Genomic DNA, 9,062 nt, shown 5'->3' with positions numbered 1-9,062 from the left:
CAAGGCCTGCGCCGCCTGGCCGGACGCCCCGCGTCCGGTGCTGGCGGACGACCTGCTGCCGGAGCGCGCGATCGCCGGCGATCCCATGGCGCGCGAGCAACTGGTGGAGGAGATCTACAGACCGCTGGAGGAGGCGGGCTCCGCGCTGCTGGAGACGCTCAGCGTCTACCTGGAGCAGGCGAGCAGCCTGGAGGGCGCGGCGCGCATGCTCTTCGTCCACCCCAACACCGTGCGCTACCGGCTCCGACGTGTGACCGACGTCACCGGGTGGTCGCCGTCCGACGTCCGGTCCGCGTTCGCCCTGAGGGTGGCGCTGGTCCTGGGACGTCTCCAGGATGGCGATCACCCCGGCTGAGCCTTTGTCCAGGTCCTACAATTAGCCCTCCTGTTCTTCGTCCCTGTCCCCACGGGCGGCCGTCGCCGTCTCCAAGAGAGAGTGTGAGAGTGCTCGTACTCGTCGCTCCCGGCCAGGGCGCCCAGACGCCCGGCTTCCTGACTCCCTGGCTCGAACTCCCCGGCGCCGCCGACCGCCTCGCCGCGTGGTCCGACGCGATCGGGCTCGACCTCGTCCACTACGGGACCGAGGCCGACGCGGACGCCATCCGTGACACCGCGGTGGCGCAGCCGCTGCTGGTCGCGGCCGGTCTGCTGTCCGCGTCCGCGCTCGGCGACGTCGCTCCGGTCGCCGTGGCCGGTCACAGTGTCGGCGAGATCACCGCCGCCGTCTTCGCCGGCGTGCTGGAGGAATCCGCCGCGCTGTCGCTGGTCCGTACCCGTGGCCTGGCGATGGCCGAGGCGGCCGCCGTCACCCGGACGGGCATGGCGGCGCTGCTCGGCGGCGACCCGGAGGTGACGGTCCCGCACCTGGAGAAGCTGGGCCTGACCCCGGCCAACATGAACGGCGCCGGCCAGATCGTGGCGGCCGGCACGGCCGAGCAGATCGAGGCGCTGGTCGCGGACATGCCCGAGGGCGTGCGCCGCGTGGTGCCGCTCCAGGTGGCCGGCGCGTTCCACACGCACCACATGGCTCCCGCGGTCGACCGGCTCGCCGAGGCCGCCAAGGCCCTCGCGCCGGCCGACCCGAAGATCGACTACGTCTCCAACCGGGACGGCGCGCGGGTCTCCTCCGGCGCCGAGGTGCTGGAGCGTCTGGTCGGCCAGGTCGCCAACCCGGTCCGCTGGGACCTGTGCATGGAGACCTTCAAGGAGCTCGGCGTGACCGCGCTCGTCGAGGTGTGCCCGGGCGGCACCCTCACGGGCATCGCCAAGCGCGCGCTGCCGGGCGTCAAGACGCTCGCCCTCAAGACGCCCGACCACCTCGACGCGGCCCGCGCGCTCATCGCCGACCACGCCTGACGCCCCAGAAGGAGCCGACCGAACATGTCGAAGATCAAGCCCAGCAAGGGCGCCCCGTACGCGCGTATTCTGGGCGTGGGCGGTTACCGTCCCGCGCGGATCGTGCCCAACGAGGTGATCCTCGAGACGATCGACTCCTCCGACGAGTGGATCCGCTCGCGCTCGGGCATCCAGACCCGCCACTGGGCGAACGACGAGGAGACGGTCTCGGCGATGTCCCTGGAGGCGGCCGGCAAGGCGCTGGCCGCCGCCGGGATCGCCGCCGAGCAGGTCGGCGCGGTCGTGGTCTCGACGGTGTCGCACTTCGAGCAGACGCCGGCCGTGGCGACCGAGATCGCCGCGAAGCTGGGGACGGACAGGGCCGCCGCCTTCGACATCTCGGCCGGCTGCGCGGGCTTCGGCTACGCGCTGACGCTGGCCAAGGGCATGGTCGTGGAGGGTTCCGCCGAGTACGTGGTCGTGATCGGCGTGGAGCGCCTGTCCGACCTGACGGACCTGGAGGACCGGGCCACCGCGTTCCTCTTCGGCGACGGCGCGGGCGCCGTGGTGGTCGGCCCGTCCGACGAGCCGGGCATCGGCCCCACGGTCTGGGGCTCCGAGGGCGACAAGTCCTCCGTGATCAAGCAGACGGTCTCCTGGAACCGCTTCCGCGTCGGCGACCTCGACGAGCTTCCGCTGGACTCGGCCGGCCGGGTGAAGTTCCCCGCCATCACGCAGGAGGGCCAGACGGTCTTCCGCTGGGCGGTCTTCGAGATGGCCAAGGTCGCCCAGCAGGCGCTGGACGCGGCCGGCATCGCCCCGGACGAGCTGGACGTGTTCATCCCGCACCAGGCCAACGAGCGGATCATCGATTCGCTGTTCAAGACGCTCAAGCTGCCCGAGACGGTCACCGTCGCGCGGGACGTCCGCACCACCGGCAACACCTCGGCCGCCTCCATCCCGCTGGCCATGGAACGGCTGATGGAGACCGGCGAGGCGAAGAGCGGCGACTTGGCCCTGGTCATCGGTTTCGGTGCCGGCCTGGCCTACGCCGCGACGGTCGTTACCCTCCCCTAGGCGTTCCGTGCCGGACGATCGGGTCCGGCACGGACATGTGGACACAGAGCGCCACACCCTCAGAAATACCTCTACGAAGGAGCGCCCGACATGGCCGCCACGCAGGAAGAGATCGTCGCGGGTCTCGGCGAGATCGTGAACGAGATCGCCGGCATTCCCACCGAGGACGTCCAGCTGGACAAGTCCTTCACCGACGACCTGGACGTCGACTCCCTGTCCATGGTCGAGGTCGTCGTCGCCGCCGAGGAGCGCTTCGACGTGAAGATCCCGGACGAGGACGTCAAGACGCTCAAGACGGTGGGCGACGCCGCCGACTACATCCTCAAGCACCAGAGCTGAGCGTCCCTCAGCCCCTGATGCTGGGCCCCGCCACCCGGCAGCGTCTCCGCGGGGGGTGCCTCGCCTCCCCGGCAGAGGCACCCGCTGCGGCGGCAGTGCGGTGGCGCCGTTGTTCCTACCTCGTTGGAGAAGTGTTCCCGTGAGCCCGACCAATCGCACCGTGGTCGTCACCGGTATCGGCGCAACCACACCGCTGGGTGGCGACGTGGCCTCTACCTGGGAGGGCCTGGTCGCCGGACGTTCCGGTGTCGGCCCGCTCACCCAGGAGTGGGCCGCCGAGCAGTCCGTCCGCATCGCCGCGCAGATCGCGGTGGAGCCGACCGAGGTGATCCCCCGTCCGCAGGCCCGCCGGCTGGACCGTTCGGCGCAGTTCGCGCTGGTCGCCGCCCAGGAGGCGTGGGCCGACGCCGGTTACACCGGCAAGGCGGGCGAGGAGGGCGCGGCCGTCGAGCCCGAGCGCCTGGGCGCCGTCATCGCCTCCGGCATCGGCGGGGTGACCACCCTGCTGGGCCAGTACGACGTGCTGAAGGAGAAGGGCGTCCGCCGCGTCTCCCCGCACACCGTGCCCATGCTGATGCCCAACAGCCCCTCGGCCAACGTGGGTCTGGCCGTGAACGCCCGTGCCGGCGTCCACACGCCGGTCTCCGCCTGCGCCTCGGGCGCGGAGGCCATCGGCTACGCCATCGAGATGATCCGCAGCGGCCGCGCCGACGTGGTCGTCGCGGGCGGCACGGAGGCGGCGATCCACCCGCTGCCGATCGCCGCGTTCGCCAACATGATGGCGATGTCCAAGAACAACGACGACCCCGAGGGCGCCTCGCGTCCTTACGACACGGACCGCGACGGCTTCGTGATGGGCGAGGGCGCCGGTGTCCTGGTCCTGGAGTCCGCCGAGCACGCCGCCGCGCGTGGCGCCCGTGTCTACGCGGAGGCGGTCGGCCAGGGCATCTCCGCCGACAGCCACGACATCGTGCAGCCCGAGCCGGAGGGCCGTGGCATCCAGGCCGCGCTGCGCAACCTGCTGGAGAGCACCGACCTGGACCCGGCCGAGCTGGTCCACGTCAACGCGCACGCCACCTCCACCCCGGCGGGTGACATCGCCGAGCTCAAGGGCCTGCGCGCGGTGTTCGGCGACGACGCCGACCACATCGCCGTCTCGGGCACCAAGTCGATGACGGGTCACCTGCTCGGCGGAGCCGGCGGTGTCGAGTCGGTGGCCACGGTGCTGGCGCTGTACAACCGGGTGGCGCCGCCCACCATCAACATCAAGGAGCTGGACCCGGCGGCGGCCGGGCTCGCCGACGTGGTCCGCGACGAGGCGCGCAAGCTGCCGGTCGACGGCCGGATCGCCGCGCTCAACGACTCGTTCGGCTTCGGCGGCCACAACGTGGTGCTGGCCTTCCGGACGATCTGAGGTCTCCTCGGCACGGCAGAGGGCCCCCGCCTCGGCGGGGGCCCTCTGCCGTGTGCTGTCCGGTCGGCTCAGACGACCTGGTGGAGCCAGCGGACGGGGGCGCCCTCGCCGGCGTGGCGGAAGGGCTCCAGCTCGTCGTCCCACGGCTTGCCCAGCAGCTTCGCCAGTTCGGCCTCGAGTTCCGTCTCGCCCTTGTGGGCGCGGGCCAGGGCGGCGCGCAGCCGGTCCTCGGGGATCATGATGTCGCCGTGGATGCCCGTGACGGCGTGGAAGATGCCCAGCCCGGGCGTGCAGCTGTACCGCTCGCCCTCGGCTCCGGCGCACGGCTCCGAGGTCACCTCGAACCGCAGCATCTGCCAGCCCCGCAGCGCGGACGCCAGCTTGGAGGCCGTGCCGGCCTTGCCCTGCCAGGACAGCTCGGAGCGCCAGGTGCCGGGCGCGGCGGGCTGCCGGATCCAGTCCAGGTTCACGCGGGCGCCGAGCACTCCGGCGACCGCCCACTCGACGTGCGGGCACAGCGCGCGTGGAGCGGAGTGCACGTACAGAACCCCACGTGTCGTCACCGAGAGGACCTCCCCAGAGCGGCGCGCTTGCCACGGACGGAACGGACGGATGCGGCTCCTGAGTTCCCGGGCAGCGGTCTGACGGCGTGTCGGGGGAGCCACGGAGCGAGGCTACCGTGCCGGAAGGCGCGGAGTGTGACGTACCGTCGGTCCCACGGCGGCGAAACGCCGCCATTCACCCGGTGGGACGCTTGTACGGGTCGGCAAGGTCACAACGGGGCGGCGACGGGAACTCCCGCGCGTTCTCATGTCGAGGGGCACATCGGCACCTGTGCCCCCGTTCGCGCCGACCATGGGCCCCTGCCCGTGACTTCCGAAGGAGTGCTGGGCATGCCGACCTCCCGCCGTCCCCGGCCGTGGCGCGCCGTCGTCGTGGCCGCGCTCTGCGCCGCCCTGGCGGCGTCGTCCGGCTGCGGCGGCCAGGACGGCGCCGCGCCGCCTCCGTCGGCGGCTCCCCCGCCGTCCTCCTGGGACCGCTCGCCCGACTCGGTGGCCGCGGTCGGCGACTCGATCACGACGGGGTTCGACTCCTGCCAGGTCCTCTCGGACTGCCCGAGCGTGTCCTGGGCGACGGGGGACTCACCCGAGGTGGACAGCCTGGCGTCCCGGCTGCTGGGCCGTTCGCGGACGGCCACGCGGAGCTGGAACTTCGCCGAGACCGGCGCCCGGGTGTCCGACCTGGAGGCCCAGATGCGGCAGGCGGCGGCCCGCCGGCCCGAGCTGGTGACGGTCCTGGTCGGCGCCAACGACGCCTGCCGCGGGTCGGTGCGGTCGATGACGCCGGTCGGCACGTTCCGTGAGGAGTTCGAGGCGGCGCTGCGGACGCTGCGTCAGCGGTCGCCCGAGTCGCAGGTGTACGTGGCGTCGGTGCCCGACCTGAAGCGGCTGTGGGAGGTCGGCCAGGAGACGCCGATGGGCCGCGAGATCTGGAAACTGGGCATCTGCCCGACGATGCTGGGGGAAGCTGGGGCCATGGACCGCAAGGCCGTGGAGCGCCGGAAGAAGGTCAGGGACCGCGTGGAGGAGTACAACGAGGCGATGGCCGAGGTGTGCGCGGCGGACCGGCGGTGCCGGACGGACGGCGGGGCGGTGTACGCGTACCGGTTCGGTGTGCCGCAGCTCAGCCGGTGGGACCTGTTCCACCCCAGCGTGGACGGCCAGACGAAGCTGGCCGACATCGCCTACCGCGCGGTCACGGCCTAGGGTGGCGATCATGAGAAGCGAACTCTTCGGCGCCCTTCCCGACGGCGCCTCGGTACACCGGTGGACCCTGGAACGGGCCGGGGTGCGGGCGCGCATCCTGTCGTACGGCGGCATCGTCCAGTCCGTGGAGACGCCGGACCGTGACGGGCGTACGGCCGACGTGGTGCTGGGCTTCGACGAGCTCGACGGGTACCTGAAGTTCACCGGCCCGTTCTACGGCGCGCTGATCGGCCGGTACGCCAACCGGATCGGCGGCGCCCGCTTCACCCTGGACGGCGTCGCGTACGAACTGCCCCGCAACGACGGGCGGAACTGCCTGCACGGCGGCGACGAGGGCTACGACAAGCGGATCTGGCAGGTCGAGCCGGACGGGGACCACGCGCTGCGGCTGTCGCGGGTGAGCCCGGCGGGTGAGGCGAACTTCCCGGGCCGGCTGGACGTGTCCGCGGTGTACGCGCTGGAGGAGGACGGCTCGCTGTCGCTGACGTACGAGGCGGTGACGGACGCGCCGACGGTGGTGAACCTGACCAACCACAGCTACTGGAACCTGGCGGGCGCCGGTTCGGGCACGGCGCGGGGGCACCGTCTGCGGCTGGATGCCTCCCGGTACACGCCGGTGGACGACGCCAACATCCCCGTGGGCGCTCCCGCGGAGGTCGCGGGCACCCGGTTCGACTTCCGGGAGGAGGACGGGCGGCCCACCGGTGAGGGCTACGACCACAACTTCGTCCTCGACAAGGGCGTCACCGCCCAGGCCGAGCGGGTGGGCGAGATGTGGGAGGAGTCCACCGGGCGGGTCCTGACGGTGGCGACGACGGAGCCGGGGATCCAGGTCTACACCGGGGACTTCCTCCAGGGCCCGTTCGCCCCCGGGGACGGGGTCGCCCTGGAGACCCAGCACTACCCCGACTCCCCCAACCGCCCCGACTTCCCCTCCACGGTGCTGCGCCCGGGCGAGACGTTCCGTTCCCGCACGGTGTACGGCTTCGCCACGCGGTAGGGCGGCCCTCCGCCGCCCGGTCGGGCGGGGGCGCGCCCCGTCGGGCGGGGGCGCCCCCCGTCAGAGGCCCCCGTCAGAGGCGCGCGGTCGGAGGCGCGCGGTCAGGGGCGCGCGGTCAGGCGGTGGCGCGGTCCGTGGTCGTACCCGTGCCCGTTCCGGCGCCCGTGCCCCTGTCCCCGTTGCCCCGCGTCTCCTCGCCGAGGAGGTCGCGGGTCATCAGCGTCGCCCCCGCCACGACCCCCGGCATCAGCAGCACCGCCACGAACGGCACCAGGAACGCCACCGCCAGCGGCGTCCCGAACCCCCACACCAGCAGCTTCCGCGACCGCAGCAGTTCCAGCCGCTTGCGCAGGTCGACGCCGCGCCGCTGCAGGGCGACCGCCGTCAGCTCCTCGGTGAGGAAGAACCCGGTGACGAAGAACCCGATCACCGGCACCACCGTCTGCCCCACCACCGGGATGAGCCCGAGGAGGAACAGCAGCAGGCCCCACAGGGCCGCCCGTATCACCACCCGCAGGCTGTCGCGGCCGGAGATCCACAGCTCGCGCAGCAGCGGCAGGTCGGAGACGGCGGCCGTGCCGTCGGGCGACACGTCACGGTCGACCCGCTCGGAGAGGGCCTCGTAGAACGGCTGCCCTATCAGCAGGGTCATCGCGGTGAAGGTGAGCACCATCGCCAGCAGCGACAGCGCGTAGAGCAGCACGGTGAACACCGCGCGCACCGTGCTCGCCCAGCCGTCCGACCAGTCGTCGGCGAACGGCGTCGCCCAGGTGACCAGTTCCGGCCCCCAGACGAAGAGCGCGGCGAGCACGCCCAGGTAGAGCACCAGGGTGATCAACCCGGGTATGAGGCCGAAGCCGTACTGCCTGCCGTGCCGGGCCACCCAGCGCTGGCCCTTGAACAAGTAACCGAATCCGACCCCGAGATCACGCATGACGGGAACTCTAGCGGTGCGTCCCGGCGGCCGAGCGGGCACCATGGAACCCATGTCCCACACACATGAAGTTCCTGCACAGAGCCGCGCCTGGCACCTGAGGAGCCGTCCGGTCGGCGAGCCGAAGCCCGACGACTTCGCCCTGGTGGAGAGTGAGCTGCCCGAGCTGAAGGACGGCCGCGTCCTCGTCCGCAACCACTACTTCTCGGTCGATCCGTACATGAGGGGCAGGATGTCGGACGCCAAGTCCTACGTCGCCCCGTTCGAGCTGGACAAGCCGATGCAGGGCCACGCCGTGGGGGAGGTCGTCGCCTCGAACTCCCCCGACCTCCAGGTCGGCGACTACGTCGTGCACATGCTCGGCTGGCGCGACTACGCCTCGCTCGACGCGCGTCACGCCGTCAAGGTGGACCCCGACGCGGTGCCGCTCTCCGCCTACCTGGGCGTGCTGGGCATGCCCGGCCTGACCGCCTACGCCGGCCTGTTCCGGGTGGCGGCCTTCAAGGAGGGGGACGCCGTCTTCGTCTCGGGCGCCGCCGGCGCGGTCGGCTCCCAGGTGGGCCAGATGGCGAAGCTGAAGGGGGCCTCCCGGGTGATCGGCTCGGCCGGTTCCGCGGAGAAGGTCCGTCTGCTCACCGAGGAGTACGGCTTCGACGCGGCCTTCAACTACAAGGACGGCCCGGTGAGCGAGCAGCTCCGCGAGGCCGCGCCGGACGGCGTCGACGTGTACTTCGACAACGTGGGCGCCGACCACCTGGAGGCGGCGATCGGCTCGCTCAACCTGGGCGGCCGGATCGCGGTCTGCGGCATGATCGCCGTGTACAACGCGACCGAGCCGGTCCCGGGCCCGCGCAACCTGCCCCGGCTGATCCAGACCCGCGGCCGGATCGAGGGCTTCCTCGTCGGCGACCACGAGGACCTGCGCCCGGCGTTCACCGAGGAGGCCGGCGCGTGGATCCGCTCCGGTGACCTCAAGTACCGCGAGACGGTGACCGAGGGCATCGAGAACGGCGTGGACGCCTTCCTCGGCATGCTGCTGCGCGGCGACAACGTCGGCAAGGCGGTCGTCAAGGTCTGACACCGCCCCCGCCCGGCCTCCGCCCCGCCTAGGCGCACCACCACAGCACCCGCTTGCACGTCGGTGACGGCGTGGGGGTGGGGCCGGGTGAGGCGGTGGTGGCGGTGGGGGCCGGCCGC

At 72.3% G+C, this 9,062-nt stretch carries 10 protein-coding genes; 8 read left to right on the top strand and 2 right to left on the bottom strand.

What is annotated here, in order from left to right:
• From HW445_RS10245 to HW445_RS10225, 5 genes are all read left to right on the top strand, one after another.
• Nucleotides 1-355: CdaR family transcriptional regulator (locus HW445_RS10245; RefSeq protein ID WP_180220716.1), on the top strand; the 355-nt coding region annotated here is incomplete at its 5' end.
• 89 nt (nucleotides 356-444) lie between these two features.
• Nucleotides 445-1,356 carry an ACP S-malonyltransferase gene (locus tag HW445_RS10240; protein WP_180220715.1) on the top strand — a complete coding sequence of 304 codons (912 nt, stop codon included), beginning with the start codon at nucleotides 445-447 and terminating at the stop codon, nucleotides 1,354-1,356.
• A gap of 24 nt (nucleotides 1,357-1,380) precedes the next feature.
• Nucleotides 1,381-2,412, top strand: a complete 1,032-nt coding sequence (locus tag HW445_RS10235) for a ketoacyl-ACP synthase III (RefSeq protein WP_180220714.1) — start codon at nucleotides 1,381-1,383, stop codon at nucleotides 2,410-2,412.
• A gap of 90 nt (nucleotides 2,413-2,502) precedes the next feature.
• On the top strand, nucleotides 2,503-2,751 hold the full coding sequence (locus HW445_RS10230; RefSeq protein ID WP_180220713.1) for an acyl carrier protein: 249 nt from the start codon (nucleotides 2,503-2,505) through the stop codon (nucleotides 2,749-2,751).
• A gap of 139 nt (nucleotides 2,752-2,890) precedes the next feature.
• Complete coding sequence (locus HW445_RS10225; RefSeq protein ID WP_151773059.1) at nucleotides 2,891-4,165, top strand: beta-ketoacyl synthase; 1,275 nt, start codon at nucleotides 2,891-2,893, stop codon at nucleotides 4,163-4,165.
• A gap of 68 nt (nucleotides 4,166-4,233) precedes the next feature.
• On the opposite strand, the gene HW445_RS10220 is transcribed toward HW445_RS10225, so the two are convergent.
• Nucleotides 4,234-4,728: a DUF3145 domain-containing protein gene (locus HW445_RS10220; RefSeq protein ID WP_180220712.1), complete on the bottom strand. Its 495-nt coding sequence runs from the start codon at nucleotides 4,726-4,728 to the stop codon at nucleotides 4,234-4,236.
• 330 nt (nucleotides 4,729-5,058) lie between these two features.
• Here HW445_RS10220 and HW445_RS10215 point away from each other — a divergent pair, with 330 nt between their 5' ends.
• Nucleotides 5,059-5,931, top strand: coding sequence for an SGNH/GDSL hydrolase family protein (locus HW445_RS10215; RefSeq protein WP_180220711.1), 873 nt, complete (start codon nucleotides 5,059-5,061; stop codon nucleotides 5,929-5,931).
• Nucleotides 5,932-5,941: 10 nt separating this feature from the next.
• Nucleotides 5,942-6,931 carry an aldose epimerase family protein gene (locus HW445_RS10210; RefSeq protein WP_180220710.1) on the top strand — a complete coding sequence of 330 codons (990 nt, stop codon included), beginning with the start codon at nucleotides 5,942-5,944 and terminating at the stop codon, nucleotides 6,929-6,931.
• Nucleotides 6,932-7,046: 115 nt separating this feature from the next.
• On the opposite strand, the gene HW445_RS10205 is transcribed toward HW445_RS10210, so the two are convergent.
• Nucleotides 7,047-7,865 carry an EI24 domain-containing protein gene (locus HW445_RS10205; protein ID WP_180220709.1) on the bottom strand — a complete coding sequence of 273 codons (819 nt, stop codon included), beginning with the start codon at nucleotides 7,863-7,865 and terminating at the stop codon, nucleotides 7,047-7,049.
• 52 nt (nucleotides 7,866-7,917) lie between these two features.
• On the opposite strand from HW445_RS10205, the gene HW445_RS10200 reads away from it, so the two are divergent.
• Nucleotides 7,918-8,943 carry an NADP-dependent oxidoreductase gene (locus HW445_RS10200; protein ID WP_180220708.1) on the top strand — a complete coding sequence of 342 codons (1,026 nt, stop codon included), beginning with the start codon at nucleotides 7,918-7,920 and terminating at the stop codon, nucleotides 8,941-8,943.
• The last annotated feature ends 119 nt before the right edge of the window (nucleotides 8,944-9,062 follow it).

Source organism: Streptomyces sp. UH6 (assembly GCF_013421635.1).
GTDB classification, from domain to species: Bacteria; Actinomycetota; Actinomycetes; order Streptomycetales; family Streptomycetaceae; genus Streptomyces; species Streptomyces abyssomicinicus.
The sequence above is the reverse complement of the archived record's forward strand: the minus strand, read 5'-3'. Positions and strand labels throughout refer to the sequence as shown.